The organism is Actinoallomurus oryzae (assembly GCF_039541955.1).
GTDB lineage: Bacteria > Actinomycetota > Actinomycetes > Streptosporangiales > Streptosporangiaceae > Actinoallomurus > Actinoallomurus oryzae.
In genome coordinates, this window is record NZ_BAABHF010000049.1 from 76,868 (window position 1) to 92,255 (window position 15,388).

Annotated in this window: 16 protein-coding genes; 9 read left to right on the forward strand and 7 right to left on the reverse strand. The window is 72.0% G+C overall.

The features are described from left to right. The first annotated feature begins 31 nt into the window (after positions 1-31). The 3 genes from ABEA10_RS41200 to ABEA10_RS41210 all read left to right on the forward strand — a co-directional run bounded on the left by ABEA10_RS41200 (position 32) and on the right by ABEA10_RS41210 (position 4,112). Entirely contained in the window at positions 32-673 is a 642-nt protein-coding gene (locus ABEA10_RS41200; RefSeq protein ID WP_345473537.1) for a class I SAM-dependent methyltransferase, read from the forward strand. A 290-nt stretch (positions 674-963) separates the two neighbouring features. Beyond that, on the forward strand, positions 964-2,025 hold the full coding sequence (locus ABEA10_RS41205) for an ATP-dependent DNA ligase (protein ID WP_345473538.1): 1,062 nt from the start codon (positions 964-966) through the stop codon (positions 2,023-2,025). A gap of 497 nt (positions 2,026-2,522) precedes the next feature. Continuing rightward, positions 2,523-4,112, forward strand: coding sequence for a phosphodiester glycosidase family protein (locus ABEA10_RS41210; protein WP_345473539.1), 1,590 nt, complete (start codon positions 2,523-2,525; stop codon positions 4,110-4,112). 415 nt (positions 4,113-4,527) lie between these two features. Here the strand turns inward: ABEA10_RS41210 and ABEA10_RS41215 are convergent, their stop codons facing one another. Both ABEA10_RS41215 and ABEA10_RS41220 read right to left on the reverse strand, forming a co-directional pair. Then, complete coding sequence (locus ABEA10_RS41215; RefSeq protein WP_345473541.1) at positions 4,528-5,109, reverse strand: nucleosidase; 582 nt, start codon at positions 5,107-5,109, stop codon at positions 4,528-4,530. Between the two features lie 447 nt (positions 5,110-5,556). Next, a complete protein-coding gene (locus ABEA10_RS41220; protein ID WP_345473543.1) occupies positions 5,557-6,606 on the reverse strand; it encodes a DNA polymerase domain-containing protein in 1,050 nt (349 codons plus the stop codon). Positions 6,607-6,688: 82 nt separating this feature from the next. On the opposite strand from ABEA10_RS41220, the gene msrB reads away from it, so the two are divergent. Next, positions 6,689-7,090, forward strand: a complete 402-nt coding sequence (gene msrB, locus ABEA10_RS41225) for a peptide-methionine (R)-S-oxide reductase MsrB (protein ID WP_345473545.1) — start codon at positions 6,689-6,691, stop codon at positions 7,088-7,090. Between the two features lie 100 nt (positions 7,091-7,190). Here msrB and ABEA10_RS41230 read toward each other — a convergent pair whose 3' ends face one another. The 3 genes from ABEA10_RS41230 to hemG form a co-directional block, all read right to left on the reverse strand. Then, on the reverse strand, positions 7,191-7,772 hold the full coding sequence (locus tag ABEA10_RS41230) for a hypothetical protein (protein ID WP_345473547.1): 582 nt from the start codon (positions 7,770-7,772) through the stop codon (positions 7,191-7,193). A 172-nt stretch (positions 7,773-7,944) separates the two neighbouring features. Then, the gene (gene hemQ, locus ABEA10_RS41235; RefSeq protein ID WP_345473740.1) at positions 7,945-8,586 is read right to left on the reverse strand and encodes a hydrogen peroxide-dependent heme synthase; all 642 of its coding nucleotides are present in this window, start codon (positions 8,584-8,586) and stop codon (positions 7,945-7,947) included. 56 nt (positions 8,587-8,642) lie between these two features. Beyond that, a complete protein-coding gene (gene hemG, locus ABEA10_RS41240) occupies positions 8,643-10,109 on the reverse strand; it encodes a protoporphyrinogen oxidase (RefSeq protein ID WP_345473549.1) in 1,467 nt (488 codons plus the stop codon). 195 nt (positions 10,110-10,304) lie between these two features. Here hemG and ABEA10_RS41245 point away from each other — a divergent pair, with 195 nt between their 5' ends. Beyond that, positions 10,305-11,153 carry a DUF4349 domain-containing protein gene (locus ABEA10_RS41245; RefSeq protein WP_345473550.1) on the forward strand — a complete coding sequence of 283 codons (849 nt, stop codon included), beginning with the start codon at positions 10,305-10,307 and terminating at the stop codon, positions 11,151-11,153. 23 nt (positions 11,154-11,176) lie between these two features. Here ABEA10_RS41245 and hemE read toward each other — a convergent pair whose 3' ends face one another. Next, positions 11,177-12,229, reverse strand: coding sequence for a uroporphyrinogen decarboxylase (gene hemE, locus ABEA10_RS41250; RefSeq protein WP_345473742.1), 1,053 nt, complete (start codon positions 12,227-12,229; stop codon positions 11,177-11,179). Between the two features lie 273 nt (positions 12,230-12,502). Between hemE and ABEA10_RS41255 the strand changes: the two genes are divergently transcribed. The 4 genes from ABEA10_RS41255 to ABEA10_RS41270 all read left to right on the forward strand — a co-directional run bounded on the left by ABEA10_RS41255 (position 12,503) and on the right by ABEA10_RS41270 (position 15,089). Next, on the forward strand, positions 12,503-12,679 hold the full coding sequence (locus tag ABEA10_RS41255) for a hypothetical protein (RefSeq protein ID WP_329239855.1): 177 nt from the start codon (positions 12,503-12,505) through the stop codon (positions 12,677-12,679). Between the two features lie 70 nt (positions 12,680-12,749). Beyond that, the gene (locus ABEA10_RS41260; RefSeq protein ID WP_329239857.1) at positions 12,750-13,328 is read left to right on the forward strand and encodes a DUF3000 domain-containing protein; all 579 of its coding nucleotides are present in this window, start codon (positions 12,750-12,752) and stop codon (positions 13,326-13,328) included. A 23-nt stretch (positions 13,329-13,351) separates the two neighbouring features. Further along, the gene (locus ABEA10_RS41265) at positions 13,352-14,575 is read left to right on the forward strand and encodes a ribonuclease D (RefSeq protein ID WP_345473744.1); all 1,224 of its coding nucleotides are present in this window, start codon (positions 13,352-13,354) and stop codon (positions 14,573-14,575) included. Between the two features lie 4 nt (positions 14,576-14,579). Then, positions 14,580-15,089 carry a GNAT family N-acetyltransferase gene (locus tag ABEA10_RS41270; protein ID WP_345473553.1) on the forward strand — a complete coding sequence of 170 codons (510 nt, stop codon included), beginning with the start codon at positions 14,580-14,582 and terminating at the stop codon, positions 15,087-15,089. Positions 15,090-15,128: 39 nt separating this feature from the next. On the opposite strand, the gene ABEA10_RS41275 is transcribed toward ABEA10_RS41270, so the two are convergent. After that, positions 15,129-15,380 (reverse strand): hypothetical protein, encoded by a 252-nt coding sequence (locus ABEA10_RS41275; protein WP_345473555.1) that lies wholly within the window; start codon positions 15,378-15,380, stop codon positions 15,129-15,131. Positions 15,381-15,388 lie beyond the last annotated feature (8 nt).

Sequence of the window (15,388 nt, forward strand, 5' to 3'; positions counted from 1 at the left end):
CAAGCGTACTTGAAGCCGTTGACTGGCGATCATGCAGACAGCAGGTGCGTCTCTCAAGCAACGCGCGATCAGATATCTGGTGGGCCAGGCCCATCGCCCCCGGGGCGTCGTCGGGTGGGCGAACGGCTGGATGTTCGCTCTTCGCCCCTCCAACCGGCAGCGCAACCTCTGGGCGGTGTCGCTGCTGGACGTGCGGCCCACCGACCGGGTGCTCGAGATCGGCTTCGGCCCCGGCATCGCCATCGCCGCGCTCGCCCGCCGCGCCACCCGGGGCCACGTCTTCGGCATCGACCACTCGCAGGCCATGGTCCGGCACGCCACCCGTCGCAACGCCGCCGCCATCCGCGCCCACCGCGTGCACCTCACGCACGCCTCCGTGGAGCGGTTGCCGAGCTTCGGCGATCCGCTCGATGCCGTCCTCGCCGTCAACTCCGTGGGGTTCTGGCCCGACTCGGTGGAGCGGCTTCGCGAGCTGCGCCGCCTGCTCCGCCCCGAGGGACGCATCGCGCTCGTCAGTCAGCCCCGCTGTCCCGGCGCCACCCGGGACACCACGGTCCGGGCCGCCCAAGAGCTCCAGGACCTGCTCACCCGGGCCGGCTTCACCCACCCCCGGGTCGAGACCCTCGACCTCGACCCGCCCGTCGCCTGCGTGCTCGCCACCAACCCGGCCTGACCTCATGACCGCGGGCCTCGGAGGTGGGCCTCACAGCGCCTTGGTGGAAAGGACCTCAGCGAGATCGAAGTTGACCGGCTCCTCGAGCTGAGCATAGGTACAGGAGAGGGGCCGAACTCGCCGCGGCCGGGCGTCTCGACGAGCTCTGCCTTACGATGAGTCCCCAGCTCACCGCCGGGGACGCGGCACGCGTGCTGAACGGCCCGGCGATGGCGCCGATCCGCTGCGCCTCGGGCATGTCCTCGAAGAAGACGGCTTCGTCTTCCTCCGATACCTAAGGGGATGAGCACATGGATCTTCCGGTGAGTCCGCCGGTCGCGCCGATGCTCGCCAAGGCCGTCAAGGAGCTCCCGCGCGGCGACCTGCTGTACGAGCCCAAGTGGGACGGGTTCCGCGCGGTCGTCTTCCGCGACGGCGACGAGATCGACATCCGTGGCCGCAACGGCAAGCCGCTCGGCCGTTACTTCCCCGAGCTGATCGAGGGGTTCGGCTGCGAGCTGCCCGAACGCTGCGTGCTCGACGGCGAGATCGTCCTGCGGCAGGGACAGGTGCTGGAGTTCGAGGTGCTCCAGCAGCGCATCCATCCGGCGGCCTCGCGCATCAAGCTGCTCGCCGAGCAGACCCCGGCGTCCTACGTCACCTTCGACCTGCTCGCGCTGGGCGACGAGTCACTCATGGAGACGCCCTTCGGCGAGCGCCGGGCCCGGCTCACCGAGGTGCTGGCGGACGTCAAGGCGCCGGTCCACGTGACCCCGGCCACCGACCAGTACGACATGGGCCTGCGGTGGTTCTCCGAGTTCGAGGGCGCGGGGCTGGACGGTGTGATCGCCAAACCGCTGGATGGGCCGTACGAGCCGGACCGGCGGGCGATGTTCAAGGTCAAGCCCGAGCGCACCGCCGACTGCGTCGTGGCCGGGTTCCGCTGGCACAAGTCCGGTCCGGTCGTCGGGTCGCTGCTGCTCGGTCTGTACGACAACGGGCGGCTCCAGCACGTGGGCGTCTCGGCGTCCTTCCCGATGAAACGCCGCGCGGAGCTGGTGGACGAGCTGGCCCCGTACCGGATGACCGAACTCGACGGGCACCCGTGGGCCGAGTGGGCCGCCCAGACCGAGGCCACCGCCGACCGGATGCCCGGCGCGATCACCCGCTGGAACGCCAAGAAAGACCTGTCGTGGGTCGCGGTGCGCCCGGAGCTGGTGTGCGAGGTCGCCTACGATCAGATGGAGGGCCGGAGGTTCCGGCACACGGCGCGGTTCCGCCGCTGGCGACCGGACCGTACGCCCGAGTCGTGCGGCTACGACCAGCTCGAAGTGCCGGTCGCCTACGACCTGGACGACATCCTGGGCACCTGAATGGCAAGGCTGGACACCTCAGCCCAAAAACGACGTACGAGCGGTACCGCCGATGCACCCCACCCCGGCTGCCGACGCCCCGTCCGCCACTGCGACGCCGACCACACCACCCCTTACCGCCGAGGCGGCCCTACCTGCCCCCACAAGCTCGCCATGCTCTGCCGGGGACATCACGGGTTGAAGGCGACCAGAGGCTGGCGTATCCACCACCTCTGGCCCGGCGTCATCCTGTGGACCATCCCGACCGGCCACTGGTGCATCACCGCGCCCGCCGACCGCGAATAATCCGAAGCCGCCCGCTTTCATAGACACTTCGTGGCCCGGGCGCCTCCGGGCAGGGCACCGTCGAGGCCGGGCCCTACCGGTCCCTGGCACCGCCGGGGCCGGGCACTACAGCTTTAAACGTCAGTTCACCTGTCTGATCACCTCTGACATCGGCCGCCGTGGATGATCTTCTGTGTCCAGAACATCGACTTATATCCAGTTGGAGGTCCTCAATGGTGCGTCGAAGATGGATGTCCGCGGGCATCGCCCTGATCACCGCGTCCACGGCAGCGGTCGGCGGCCCGGCCATGGCGGCCGAGCGACCGGGCGGCACCGTGTTGCCGTGGGGATCGGCGACCGCGACGTGGACGTCCACTTCACCGGCTCCGGGCGTGGAGGTGCGTACCGCGTCGATCTCCGTACCGCAGGCGCACCCGGTGTGGACCGTCACCGTGCAGGCTCCCGCCGTGAATCGGATGACCGGCGCCGCCGCCTGGGCGGAGCTCGGAGACGCGCGGTGGGCCGCGAAGTCCGTCTCGCAGCTGGCCGCGGCGGGAATCGAGGCGCACGTCGACCGGGTGCCCTGGCCTGCCTTCACCGACACCCCGCACGGCATCGAGGGCTCGCGCGTACGCGTCGGCGGCCTCCCCACCCAGGCCGACGCGAAGAAGCAGGCGGAGGCGGTCACCGCCGCCGGTCTGCACCCGCTGGTCGAATGGACCGGGTACGACGTCGACCAGGCGCCCGACCGGGAGAGCGTCCATGTCGGAATCGTGGATCCCACGGTGTTCCACGGCAGCGTCGTCGCCGACCACGGCGACGCGGTCGCCGGACGGTCGACGACCTCGGCCCAGGCTCGCGCGGCCGGCTCCGTCCTCGCGGTCAACGCCGGTTTCTTCATCACCTCCGACGCCGACGGCGTCCAGGGAACGCAGGCGGGTCTCGGCGTCTACGGCGGCGTGCTCGACGCCCAGTCCTCCGGCGGCCGGGCCGCTCTCATCCTGCAGGACGGCGGTCGCCACAGCCAGGTCGCGAATCTCACCTCCCGCGCGACCGTCCGCGACGGCGCGTCGTCGTACTCGATCAACGGAACCAACCGGGTGCCGGGCAAGATCCGTGACTGCGGGCGGCCAGGAGTGTCACCGACCGAGCAGCCGCGTCAGGACTTCACCTGCACCAGCGCCGATGACCTGGTGGAATTCACGTCGCACTATGGCACGGACCTTCCCACCGGCGTCGACGCGCAGGCCGTGCTCGACGGCCGCGGCCGAGTGGTCGACGCGGACACCGTCGGCGGTAAGGTCCCGACCGGCGGCGAGGTGCTCCAGGGCATCGGAACGGCCGCGACGTGGCTGAAGGCCCACGCTGTCGTGGGACGGCGCCTGACCGTCGACGAGCGAGTCCGTGACTCCGCCGGCCGTACCGTGCCGCTGACCGGCCGGACCGGCATCGTGAGCGCCGGACCGATCCTGCTGCGCGGCGGAAAGGTGACCATAGACGCCGCAACGGAAGGGGTCGTGGACCCGGCGGACCTCTCCTTCGGCTACGCCTGGGCGGAACAGCGCCAGCCCCGGACCCTCGCGGGCACGGACGCCCGTGGCCGGCTCATCCTCGTCACCGTCGACGGCCGCCAGCCGGGCGTCAGCGAGGGCGCGACACTGGAGGAGGCCGCCAGGCTGATGCGCGGCCTCGGCGCGGTGAACGCGCTGAACCTCGACGGCGGAGGCTCGACCGCGATGGCGATCAACGGCACCGTGGTCAACAGGCCGTCCGACGCGACCGGCGAACGCGCGGTCGGCGATACCGTGCAGATCATCCCCTGACGATCGGTCCGGTCACGCTCCTCGCCTGAGTCCGTGAGCGGCCGATGAGGACCCCGAGCGCATCGTGCTCGGGGTCCTCTCACATTCGACCGCGACTCCGTCGGACCAGTCTCTGCGCGCTCGACATTAGATGGCGCTGACCGTCGGACCGCAGGTGATCGTTTGGGTCACCCTGGTGTTCGCCCTGGTCGAACGGTCCCTGCACCTCCGCGGCGCGACGGCGGGCACCCGCGCCTGGAACCCCGACGACCTGCCCGCACCGGTCCAGAAGGAGAGGCGGGGCGCCGCCGCTCTCGCCTCAGCGGTGTGGTCGGCGCTGCTACCCGTACTGGTCATCTGGCAGCACGTCGCGAAGCCCTACCGCCTCGGCGGCGCCCACGGCCACCGGGCGCAGGCAAGAGGGCCGGCGGGCGGCTCAGGCGTAGGCGGGAATACTGCGGGCGGCCCATTGTGCGAGAGCGCGGGCGCACTCCGCGACGGTTTCCCGCCAGGTCTTGGCGGCCCCTTCACCAGCTTCGTCGCTGACGTGTTTGACGATGCGAACGGGTACACCGGCTCGACGCGCGGCGGTCGCCAGGGCATAGGCCTCCATGTCGACCAGGGGTGCCTGCGCCGCCAGGCGGGCTCGGGCAACATCGTCGGCGATGAACGAGTCTCCGGTGGCCAGGGTCGGGCCCGTGTCTTCGAGCACCAGGGGTGCGCCGTAGGTTTCACCGGTCAGGCTGCGCAGGGTGTCGCTGTCCAGGTCATGCTGTATGACCGTGCCGATGAGGTGGGTTCCGGTCCAGCCGGGGCGCAGGGCCCCGGCTGTGCCGAGGTTGACGACGCTCGACGGTAGTGGGCCGCGGGCGAGCGTTGTGGCCAGCGCGGTCGCGGCGTTGATCTTGCCCATGCCGGTCAGAAGGACGGGCAGAGAGGTGTCGAGATACTGGGCCTCTTCCTTGACCGCCAGCACGAGCAACGGACGGTCATTGGTGATCTCGCCGGTAAGCTGCATGGGATCACGGTACGCGCTTGGCTCTGTCGTATGGATCTGACAGAGGGCCCGACCGTCCATGCCCGGCGGCGCAGCCGGCGCACCCCACCCGGGCCCTGGCGAGTGGTCGAGGGGCCGCCCGGGCGGACGCGAGATCGGCGTCGGATCATCGGTGTGAACCTCGGCACCGTCACCGCTGCCCCAGTCACGATCTGGCACCGGTCATGATCGGAAAGGCAGTACCTAGCGAGACTCCCCTGCCCGGGTTCCGGCGCCCCAGAAGAACGGGCCGGCCGTCGGCGTAACCGTGATGTCCCGGCTGAGCTCGCGAAGCTGCTTTTCCAGCTCCGCCGGCTCGTATGGAACCTTCACGATCCGGTAGGCCGTCCCGTCGGGGGTGCGCCGCTGGATGGTGGAAGATGCCTGGCCCTCGACGTCGTACAGGAGCTGTTTCTGAGCTGATCCGGATCAGTCCTTGCGGGCCTTGCTGGGCTGGACGCGTTTAGGCTCGCCCGCCATCTTCGGGTAGTTGGGCGGGTAGGGCATGTCGCCGAGACCACGGTCACGCTCGTCGCGGTCGGCCCACTCCAGCAACGGCTCCAGGGAGAACGCCTCGTCGTCGATGGTGGCGTGCGGGTCGCCGATCTTGGCGAAGCGCTCCGGCACGGTCGCGATGGTGAAGTCGTCGGTGTCGACGTCGGGCAGCTCGTCCCAGGTCACCGGCGCGGAGACCGGCGCGTGCGGCTTCGGGCGCACGCTGTAGGCCGAGGCGATCGTCCGGTCGCGGGCGTTCTGGTTGAAGTCGATGAAGACCTTCTCGCCGCGCTCTTCCTTCCACCAGTTGGCGGTGACCAGGTCGGGCATCCGCCGCTCCGCCTCGCGGGCGAACGCCAGCGCGCAGCGGCGCACCTCGGTGAAGGTCCAGCGCGGCTCGACGCGCACGTAGATGTGGACGCCGCGGCTGCCGGAGGTCTTGGGATGGCCGGTGTAGCCGAGCTCGGCGAGCATGTCGCGCACCGGGCCGAGTGCGATCTTCTTCGCGTCGTCGAAGTCGGTGCCGGGCTGCGGGTCCAGGTCGATGCGCAGCTCGTCGGGGTGGTCGACGTCGGCCCGGCGTACGGGCCAGGGGTGGAACGTCACGGTGCCGAGGTTGGCCGCCCAGGCGACGTCCGCGAGGTGCACCGGGCACAGCTCATCGGCGTACCGGCCGCTCGGGAAGGCGATGCGCGCCGTCTCGATCCACTCCGGGGCGTTCTTGGGTATGCGCTTCTGGAAGAAGGCGTCACCGCGGTTGTCCGCTCGGGTGGACAGCCTGGCGCCCTCGAAGACCCCGCCGGGCCAGCGCTCCAGCGTGGTCGGCCGCTCGCGCAGGGCCCGCAGGACGCCCTCGCCCACGGACAGGTAGTAGTTGACCAGGTCCAGCTTGGTCTCTCCCCGGGCCGGGAAGTACACCTTGTCCGGGTTGGTGACCTTGACGACGCGGTCGCCGACCTCGAGCTCCACGAATGGTGACGCCATAAGCGCACCGTACCCGCCGGGGCCGACATCCGGTCGGTCTCCGCCGTGGAATGACGCCTCGCCGGCGATCGTTGTTCTCGGTGTGACAGCGATACGCAAGAGCGACGAGGAATGGAAGGCCCAGCTTTCGCCCGAGGAATACCACGTCCTTCGCGAGGCCGGCACCGAGGCCCCGTGGACCGGTGAGTACGTCTCCACCAAGACGGTGGGCGTCTACCGCTGCCGGGCCTGCGACACCGAGCTGTTCCGCTCGGAGACCAAGTTCGACTCCCACTGCGGCTGGCCGAGCTTCTACCAGCCGACCGAGTCCGACGCGGTCACGCTCATCGAGGACCGGAGCCTCGGCATGATCCGTACGGAGGTGCGCTGCGCGAACTGCGGCTCGCACCTCGGCCACGTGTTCGAAGGCGAGGGCTACCCCACGCCGACGGACCAGAGGTACTGCATCAACAGCGTCTCCCTGGCCCTCGCCCCGGCCGAATAACCGCGTACTCCGCAAGGCCACGCGAGGACGCGCACGGCCCGGCGGCGGCCGGGCCTGCGGCGGTTCAACGGAGGGCGTCCGGCTGACGTCTGCCGACCCCTCAGGGCACGCGGTCGAGGCGGCAGTCGTCCCGGTCGTTCATCTTGTTGGCCAGGACGGGATAGCCGGCCGCCCGGTCGGCGTGCACGAACACCTCCGGAAGATGGCCCTGGTCCTCGGCGTACGCCGTGGCGATCTCGCACAGGGCCATGGCCGTACGGGAGTTCGCGTCGGAGGCGGGCAGGTCCGTGTAGACGCGCAGCATGGGGCCGGTCCAGATCACCTCGGTGACGTGCGCGGCGCGGACCGGGTCCTTCCGCTCGTAGAACGCCAGTGCCGCCTGGTCGCCAGGCCGCCCCGGGCTCTCGGGGCGCGACCGCGCGACCGGCGCCTGGGCGGGCCGGTCGCCGAGGACGTTCACCGCGGCGGCCTTCGGTCCGGTGTCCGGTCGCCGCGTGTCCGCCGGGACCAGTGTGACGAACGCGACCACCGCGCCGGTCAGGGCCACGGACAGGCCGGTGCCCCCGGCCACGGCGACCTGCGTGCGGCGCGGCGCCAGGGCCGCGCGTACGGCGCTCACCGCGCCCGGCATGCGCGCGACGGCCCGCGCGTGCCGCCCCCTTATCCGCCGTGCTCCGCTCACCTTGATCCTCCGGCTCCCCCGGGCCCGCGGCGGTCGCCGCGTCACGGATCCTCGTGCACGGCCGGTACGCGAGGTGACGCCGATGGCGAACTCTTTACCGGCGGAACAAGGCTCTGTCCCTCAGGGAAGCCTCCAGAGACCGACCGGAACCCTGCCGCCGCGGGACGGTCGCTCAGGGCAGGGCGGCGACGAGCTCGGCGACCGGCTTGCGGGAACCGGTGTAGAACGGCGTCTCCGCGCGGACGTGCCGGCGGGTCTCCGAGCCCCGCAGATGACGCATCAGGTCGACGATGCGGTGCAGCTCGTCGCCCTCGAAGGCGAGGATCCACTCGTAGTCGCCCAGGGCGAACGAGGAGACCGTGTTGGCCCGCACGTCGGGGTACTCCCGCGCCATCCGGCCGTGCTCGGCGAGCAGCGCCCGCCGTTCCTGGTCCGGCAGCAGGTACCACTCATAGGAGCGGACGAACGGGTACACGCAGACGTACGCGCGGGCCTGTTCCTCGGCGAGGAACGCCGGGACGTGACTCTTGTTGAACTCCGCCGGGCGGTGCAGCGCCATCACCGACCACACCGGCTCCGACGCCCGGCCCAGCGTCGTACGGCGGAACCGGTTGTAGATCTCCTGGAGGTCGTCGGAGGAGGCCGCGTGCCACCAGAACATGTAGTCGGCGTCGGCCCGCAGGCCCGCCACGTCGTAGACACCACGGGTCGTGACGTCCTTGGCCGCGGCCTGTTCGAGCAGGTCCTCGACCTCACGGGCGACGGCGTCGCGGTCGGCGTCGGCGAGGTTCCGCACCCGGAAGACCGACCACATCGTGTAGCGGATCACCTGGTTGAGGTCGCGTGCCTTCGGCTTGTCGCCACTCACGGTCAGTTCCCCTTCTGCTCCGGCACCGGCCGGCGTTGCCCGGTCCTCTCCGATTCTCCCCGACCCCTCAGATCCCCCGTCACCCGGGCCACCGCCGCGCGCGCCGACCCGATGCACGCCGGGACGCCCACGCCGTCGTACGCCGCGCCGCAGACCGCCAGGCCGGGCACGCTCGCGACGGCGCCGCGGATCCGCGCGACCCGGTCGAGATGGCCGACGGAGTACTGCGGGAGTGCGCCGCCCCAGCGGGTCACCCGCCAGTCGACGGGCAGCTCGATCACCCCGGTCGTCCGGGCCAGCTCGGTCATGGCCATGGCCTTCAGCTCCTCGTCGGGGCGCTGGAGGACCTGCTCCTCGCCATACCGGCCGATCGAGCAGCGGACGACCACCATGCCGGGCGCGTCGTCGAGGAGGTGCGGCCACTTGGTCGTGCTGAACGTGACCGCCTTGACGCCCTCGGACTCCACCGCGGGCACGAGGTAGCCGCTGCGGCGCGGTGGCCGGGGAAACGCCGTCGCGGAGTAGGCCAGAGTGACGATCGCCATGCTCGCGTACTCGATCCGGCCCAGCTCGGCCGACGCCGCGGGCACCTCATCCCGCAGGAGACGCCGGGCCGCGCGGGCCGGCACCGCGAGGATCACCGCGTCGGCCTCGACCAGCTCCGGCTCCCGCGCCGGGCCGACGGTGAGCCGCCAGCCCGCCGGCCCGCGGCTCAACTCGCGCACCATCGTCTCCGTGCGCAGGGTCACCTCCAGCTCGGTGACCCGGCTCGCGAGGGCCTGCGCCAGCGCTCCCATGCCGCCGGTGAGCGTGGTGAACACCGGGCCGGAGCTCGCCGGCGTCGCCTCGCGTACGGCCCGCGCGGCGGCGATCAGGGACCGGCGGGTGCGCGAGGCGTCGGCCAGGCCCGGCATCGTCGCCTCGAAGGACAGGTCGTCGGCCCGCCCGGCGTACACGCCGCCCAGCAGGGGTTCGACCAGCCGGTCCACCACTTCGGCGCCCATCCGCGCGCCGATCAGCCCGGCCACGGACACGTCCTCGCCGCGCGGCGTCGCGGGGCGCATGAGGTCGAGCGGGACGCGGGCCAACCCGGCGGCCGACAGCACACCGGAGCGGGCCAGCGCGACCAGGTCGGCGGGGACGCCCATGATGTGCCCGGCCGGCATGGCGTGGAGCGCGCCCCGGCTCCAGATCGCCGATGAGGTCGTCCCGGGGAAGGCCAGCCGGTCGCCGATGCCGAGTTCGCGGACGAGCTCGAGCCCCTCGGGCCGCCGCGCGAGCATCGCCTCGGCGCCCTCGTCCACCGCCAGGCCGGCGACCTCGCCGGCACGGAGCTTGCCGCCGACGTCGGCGGACCCCTCCAGGAGCGTGACGCGGGCGCCGCCCTTGGCGGCGTGGTACGCGGCGGTCAGCCCGGCGATCCCGCCGCCGACGACGGCGACATGGGCACGGATCGGCGCATCGGTCATGGCTCCACGATCCCAGAACCCCGCACGACCGGCACACCACCCGCCCGTGACCGAGCGGAGTGAGGGAACCGAAAGGCACGCCCCCGTGGTCACTCCCTCCCCGTGACCACCGTCGTGATCGGGGCGCGTCGTCATCGTGATCCGATCGCGACGGCCGGCCGCGAACGGTGACGTACGTCACGGCGTCCCAGTCATATGAGACCGTTCATCGTCGTATCGGCCGCCGCGCTCGTGCTCCTCACGGCCTGTGGCGGCGCCAGTGGCGGAGCGTCCTCCGGCTCGAACGGCCGCGCCGCCGTCGCGCGCGCACCGGGCAAGCAGGCCGGCGGCGCCCAGGCCCAGAACGTACGCCTCGCGCCCGCCCAGGCCATCGTCTACACCGCGGACCTCACGATGCGGTCCGGCGACGTCACCCGCGCCGCGGGCCAGGCGAAGAGCGTGGTCGCCGCCGCGGGCGGCTATGTCGGCAACGAGAACGCGACCGAGAACCCCGGTTCCCGCCCGTCGGCCACGATCACCTTCAAGATCCCGTCGGCGCGGTACCAGGGCGTGCTGGACCAGCTCGCGTCCTCGCGCATCGGCACCCGTGTCTCGCTGCGCCAGCAGGCCGACGACGTGACCCAGGAGGTCGCCGACGTCGACAGCCGGGTCAAGTCGGCCAAGGCGACCCTGGCGTCCTTCCGGAAACTGCTGGCCAAGGCCTCCGACGTCGACGACATCGTGCAGCTGGAACAGGAGATCGCCGGCAGGGAGGCCGACCTCGAGTCCCTGCAGGCACGCCAGAAGTCGCTGGCCGCCCAGACGAGCTACGCCACCGTGACGCTGCGGCTGGAGGGCACGACGCCGACGCGCCGTGAACACCACCGGTCGACGGGCTTCTCGGGCGCCGTGTCGTCGGGCTGGCACGCGTTCGCGGTGTTCGTGAAGGGAGTGGCGATCGTGGTCGGCTGGGTCCTGCCGTTCCTGGGGCTCGCCGTGGTGATCGGCCTGCCGGCCTGGTGGCTGTGGCGCCGCCGCCGCTCGTCCCGGTCGAGCACCGCCTGACCGCGCGCCCCCGGGCGCGTCGCTCAGCGGGTGCCGGCGTGGACCGCGGACTCCTCGTGGACCAGGTCGGCGAGGCGGGCCAGCGCGCCCGGGTCCGTCGACGGCAGGACCCCGTGGCCCAGGTTGAACACGTGGCCCTCCGCCGTACGGCCCTGGGCGAGAACCTCGCGGGCGCGTTCGGCCGCGATCTCCCACGGGGCCAGCAGGACGGCCGGGTCGAGGTTGCCCTGCAGGGCCTTGCCGGCGTCGACGCGGCGTACGGCCTCGTCGAGCGGGACCCGCCAGTCGACGCCGACGACGTCCGCGCCCGCCTCGCCCATCAGCCCCAGGAGCTCACCCGTGCCGACGCCGAAGTGGATCCGCGGCACGCCGTACGCCTCCAGGGCGGAGAAGATCTTCGTGCTGTGCGGCAGCACCGAACGGCGGTAGTCGGCCGGCGCCACGCCGCCGACCCACGAGTCGAACAGCTGGATCGCCCGCGCCCCCGCCTCGACCTGCACCTTGAGGTAGGCGATCGCGATGTCGGCGAGGCGGTCGAGCAGCCGCGCCCACAGCTCCGGCTCGCCGTACATCATCGCCTTGGTGCGCTCGTGGTTCTTCGACGGGCCGCCCTCGATGAGGTAGGAGGCCAGCGTGAACGGCCCGCCGGCGAAGCCGATCAGCGGGATGTCGCCCAGCTCGGCCTCGAGGGAGCGCACGGCCTCGGTGACGTACGGCACGTCGTCCGGCCACAGCGGGCGCAGGCGGCCGACCGCGGCGGCGTCGCGGATCGGCTCGGCGATCACCGGGCCGACGCCCGGCTTGATGTCCAGGTCGACGCCGATCGCCTTGAGCGGCACCACGATGTCGCTGAAGAAGATGGCCGCGTCGACCGCGTAGCGGCGCAGCGGCTGCATCGTGATCTCCACGATCAGGTCGGGGATCGCGCACGCCTCGAGCATCGGCACGGTGCCGCGCGCCTCGCGGTACTCCGGCAGCGACCGGCCCGCCTGCCGCATGAACCACACCGGCGTGTGCGGCACCGGCAGACGGCGGCACGCGTTGAGGAACGGGCCGTCACGACGGGCGGCGGGCAGATGCGCGCGACCGTTGTCCGGTGTGCCGCCGGGTGCGGCGGCGGGCCGCGGAGCAGCGCCGTTCTGGGGGTTCTCGACGTCGGGCACACTTGGATGGTCCCACGAAACCTCGCAGGCCGGGCCCCGACCCCCAAGTCCGTACGGCGACAAGGTCCGCACGTCCGTTATGAGAATCTTCGGGACACGCCGAGCGACATCCCGCGATCGTGCCGGACGTCGTGCGAGCGTGTGAACGCTCCACCCCGAAGCCGAGTTGAGGGAGGCTGTCAGCGGATGACCCTCACCCGTCATTGTTCCGTCTGTGACGACGACCGCGTCTTTGAGCAGCCGCCGTGCGACGACGGTCACGGTGCCGACTGCCCCGACCTGATGTGCTCGGTGTGCGGCATGGCGATCGTGATCGGCGACGCTCCCGAGGTGCCGGTGGTCGTACGCTCCCAGGCCGCTTAGGGCCGTCCCGTACCATGCGTCCCCATCTCCCCACCGAGGACATGCGTCCGGCGGATCGCCCGGTGGACCGATGACTCCCCGGGACGCGCGCCCGCCGGAGCCGTTCCGGCGAGCCGTCGAGACCATGCGCGCGTTCGTCGAGGCCGAGCCGGCCCGCTCCGAGCTCGTGATCGAGGACATGCCGGCGCCGCAGCGCCTGGCGCCGTACGCCGCGGCGATCATGGCGACCGTCTACCGCGACGACGACAGCGAGCTGGGCGTCGGCCGGCTCATCCTGCTGTACGACCCCGAGGGCCAGCGCGGCTGGCACGGCGACTTCCGCGTGGTCGCCTACGTCCGCGCCGACCTGGAGCCGGAGATCGCGGCCGATCCGCTGATCGGCCCGGTCGGCTGGAGCTGGCTGACGGAGGCGCTCGACCAGCACTGCGCGGGGTACAAGGCCGCCTCCGGGACGATCACCCGGGCGGTCTCCGAAAGCTTCGGCGACAAGAACGACGACCCCGAGACGACCGAACTCGAGCTGCGGGCGTCCTGGTCGCCGACGGATGACAACATGTCCGGGCATATCAACGCCTGGTGTGATGTTCTGTGTCTTGCGGCTGGATTGCCGCCGGCAGGAGTCACCTCGCTGCCGGGTTCAGGTGTTTGACGACGTACGGTAGGCGCGTGGGATTGTCGGAAGCAGAAGTAGTACCTCTCCTCGAACCACGGGAAGGCATTCCCCCGGTCTGCCAGACCTCGGAGGCGCTCGCGGCCGCGGTCGAGCGGCTCGCCGGTGGTGACGGACCGGTCGCGGTCGACGCCGAGCGCGCCTCGGGCTACCGCTACGGTCAGCGTGCCTACCTGGTGCAGCTCCGCCGCAAGGGCGCCGGAACGGTCCTCCTCGACCCCGTGCCCTGCTGTGACCTGTCCGCGCTGAACACCGCGCTCGCCGGCACCGAGATGGTGCTGCACGCCGCCACCCAGGACCTGCCGTGCCTCTCGGAGCTCGGTCTGGTGCCGGACCGGCTGTTCGACACCGAACTGGCCGGGCGGCTGCTCGGCTACCCCCGGGTGGGGCTGGGCACCATGGTCGAGACCGTGCTGGGCTTCACCCTGGAGAAGGGCCACTCGGCCGCCGACTGGTCCACGCGCCCGCTGCCCGCCGACTGGCTGCGGTACGCCGCGCTCGACGTCGAGCTCCTCGTCGAGCTCCGTGACGCGCTGCGCACCGAGCTGGACGACGCGGGCAAGCTCACCTGGGCCGAGGAGGAGTTCGCCGCGATCTTGGCCGCCCCGCCCAAGGAGCCCCGGCAGGACCCCTGGCGCCGCACCTCCGGCATCCACCGGCTCCGCACCCGCCGCGGCCTCGCGGTCGTACGGGAGCTGTGGACGACGCGCGACCGGATCGCCCGCGAGCGCGACCTGTCCCCCGGGCGGGTCCTGCCCGACGCGGCCATCGTCGAGGCCGCGCTCCAGCTTCCGCGTACGCCCGACGACCTGGCCGCGCTGCCCGCCTTCCGCGGACGCAACCCCCGGCGTCACGCCGCGGCGTGGTTCCGCGCCGTGCAGAAGGGCCGTACGCTGCCGGACGCCTCACTGCCCGAGCACAGCCTGCCCGGCGAGGGCCCGCCGCCCGCGCACCGCTGGGCGGAGCGCGACCCGGCCGCCGCCGAGCGCCTGACCGCCACCCGCGCCGTGGTCGCCGCCCTCGCCGACGAGCACACCATGCCGACGGAGAACCTCCTGCAGCCCGACGCCGTACGGCGGCTGGCGTGGAGCCCGCCGGAGACGGTCACCGAGGACTCGGTCGGCGTCGTGCTGACCGCGCTCGGAGCCCGGTCGTGGCAGGTGACCCTGACGGCGAAGCCGCTGGCCAAGGCGCTGGTCAGGCTGGCGACCAAGAGTGAGTCCTGAGGGATTGCCAGAAGACCCGCAGGAGGGTTCGCCGGCGGTCTCGGCGGCGATCCGCACCCCGCGGCTGGAGCTGCGGCCGCTGACCGCCGGAGCCGCACGCGACCTCGCGGACGGCGACTACTCCGGCGTACGCGCCGGCGCCGACTGGCCCATGTCGGCGACGCCGATCGTGGCGATGCGCGCCGCTGTGGACCCGGGCGCGCTGACCTGGCTGATCGCCCGCCGCGGCATGGTGATCGGCGAGTGCGGCCTGAAGCACGCACCGGGCCCGGACGGGTCGGCGGAGATCGGGTACGGCGTGGGCGCGGCCTGGCGGGCGAACGGCTACGGCACCGAAGCGGTCCGCGGCCTCGTGGAGTGGCTACCGAACCTCACGTCATGCCGGCGGGTGACCGCCGAGGTACACGAAAGCAACCTCGCCTCAAGACGGCTGCTCGAACGGCTGAACTTCACCATCGACCACCTGTCCTCCCCGTACGTCTGGTACACCCGCCCCGTACGCCCCGCTCAGTGAGGCCGCCGCGATCGGTCGGCTCAGCTCTGGCCGGCGGGGTCAGGCAGGCCGACAGGTACCGGGCCAGGTCCTCTGCGGTGGCCTCGCGACGCCGCCCGCGCCCCAGAGGTGGTGGGTCCAGGGCCGGACCGGACTTCCCATCTCGAAGCGGCCCTCCAACGGGCAGCCGTCGCTGAGCCGGACCGCGCACCCGCCATCGTCGGCGGCGATCGCCGCGACGAACGCCGCGGCGGGGAGCGTGGGGCCCAGCGCGTCGACCAGTCCTGCCACTGTGGTCGATCGCCAGTTCACGTGCTGAT

What these genes read in the sequence shown, in the direction of transcription:
- ABEA10_RS41200 (WP_345473537.1), top strand. Translation starts at nt 32, where the DNA reads ATGCAGACAGCAGGTGCGTCTCTCAAGCAACGCGCGATCAGATATCTG.
- ABEA10_RS41205 (WP_345473538.1), top strand. Translation starts at nt 964, where the DNA reads ATGGATCTTCCGGTGAGTCCGCCGGTCGCGCCGATGCTCGCCAAGGCC.
- ABEA10_RS41210 (WP_345473539.1), top strand. Translation starts at nt 2,523, where the DNA reads ATGGTGCGTCGAAGATGGATGTCCGCGGGCATCGCCCTGATCACCGCG.
- ABEA10_RS41215 (WP_345473541.1), bottom strand. Translation starts at nt 5,109, where the DNA reads ATGCAGCTTACCGGCGAGATCACCAATGACCGTCCGTTGCTCGTGCTG.
- ABEA10_RS41220 (WP_345473543.1), bottom strand. Translation starts at nt 6,606, where the DNA reads ATGGCGTCACCATTCGTGGAGCTCGAGGTCGGCGACCGCGTCGTCAAG.
- hemQ (WP_345473740.1), bottom strand. Translation starts at nt 8,586, where the DNA reads ATGTGGTCGGTCTTCCGGGTGCGGAACCTCGCCGACGCCGACCGCGAC.
- hemG (WP_345473549.1), bottom strand. Translation starts at nt 10,109, where the DNA reads ATGACCGATGCGCCGATCCGTGCCCATGTCGCCGTCGTCGGCGGCGGG.
- ABEA10_RS41245 (WP_345473550.1), top strand. Translation starts at nt 10,305, where the DNA reads ATGAGACCGTTCATCGTCGTATCGGCCGCCGCGCTCGTGCTCCTCACG.
- ABEA10_RS41255 (WP_329239855.1), top strand. Translation starts at nt 12,503, where the DNA reads ATGACCCTCACCCGTCATTGTTCCGTCTGTGACGACGACCGCGTCTTT.
- ABEA10_RS41260 (WP_329239857.1), top strand. Translation starts at nt 12,750, where the DNA reads ATGACTCCCCGGGACGCGCGCCCGCCGGAGCCGTTCCGGCGAGCCGTC.